This window comes from Acetobacterium tundrae (assembly GCF_008086615.1).
GTDB lineage: Bacteria > Bacillota > Clostridia > Eubacteriales > Eubacteriaceae > Acetobacterium > Acetobacterium tundrae.
In genome coordinates this window covers 1-972 of sequence record NZ_RXYB01000058.1, presented here as the reverse complement: position 1 = coordinate 972, position 972 = coordinate 1, and the positions used below count along the sequence as shown (strand labels likewise).

Here is a 972-nt window from a genome sequence, read left to right as displayed (position 1 = left end):
GGTTTATATCCTGAAAGAGATGTCCAACACCGATTTGGTGAATCATCCCGAATTGATTGATCAGTTTCTTCCCTGGTCTAAAACACTTTCATCGGATTGCTATAAAACCAATTGATAAACATAGATTTACGAGTCCTGCTCCTCCTGGAGTTGGGCTTTTTTTATGGATAGGTGCCTACAGTTTGACACTTACGATTGTCCCTGATCAACTGGTATTTTTATATCAGCCGGAACAAGCGTACTTGCTCGCATCAATGAATCTTCTCTGATTGTTTTTAGCCAATAATAATAGCTGCCTTTCAAAACCTGGTTTTTCACACACCATGCTTTTATGGACAGCCCGCTTTCAATCCGTTACTGGATCATTGTCTGCCATTTTTCCTTTTGAATGGCATGATGTGTGGACTTCATAAGTGCCATTTATAGACTCTCCCTTCATACTTTTAGTGTTTTCAGAGTCACTCTGAAAACACTAAAAGTTCTGTTCTGAGTCTATTGTCTCATGTTTTTGGAACGTTATAAATCCATGCGTTTATTGGACAATTACATTGAGTACTTACAATACATGATCTAACTCCTGTATCATATTAAGATCAGTTTTTTGTTTGTACCCTCAAAATATTTACAAAAAAATAAAAAAAGATTAAAAAGTGAGCTTTTTTGCTTCCAGAGACTGTCTTTATATAGTAAGAGGATAAATATATTGGTAAATAGACGATGGTAAAAAATAATTGAGAAAGGATTTGAAATGGAAAGAAAACGAACGGTGGAGAGATCAAAAATGAAAGGAGAAATAAGTTATGTTTAAGAAGTTTAAAAGAGTCATGGCATTATTTTTGACATTCATGATGCTATTCTCAATGTCAGGTGTGGATATGCTTGTTGCCTATGCGGTGGACAATGTGAGTTCCGCACAGGAAGAGCAAACACCGGCAGTAGGAGGCACGGCTGCAGATGGCGGCACAATCGCAG

At 37.2% G+C, this 972-nt stretch carries 1 protein-coding gene; it reads right to left on the bottom strand.

Features of this window, described 5'->3' with window-relative positions; genetic code table 11:
- Positions 1-189: 189 nt before the first annotated feature.
- Positions 190-339, bottom strand: a complete 150-nt coding sequence (locus tag FZC40_RS17890; RefSeq protein WP_420534746.1) for a hypothetical protein — start codon at positions 337-339, stop codon at positions 190-192.
- Positions 340-972 lie beyond the last annotated feature (633 nt).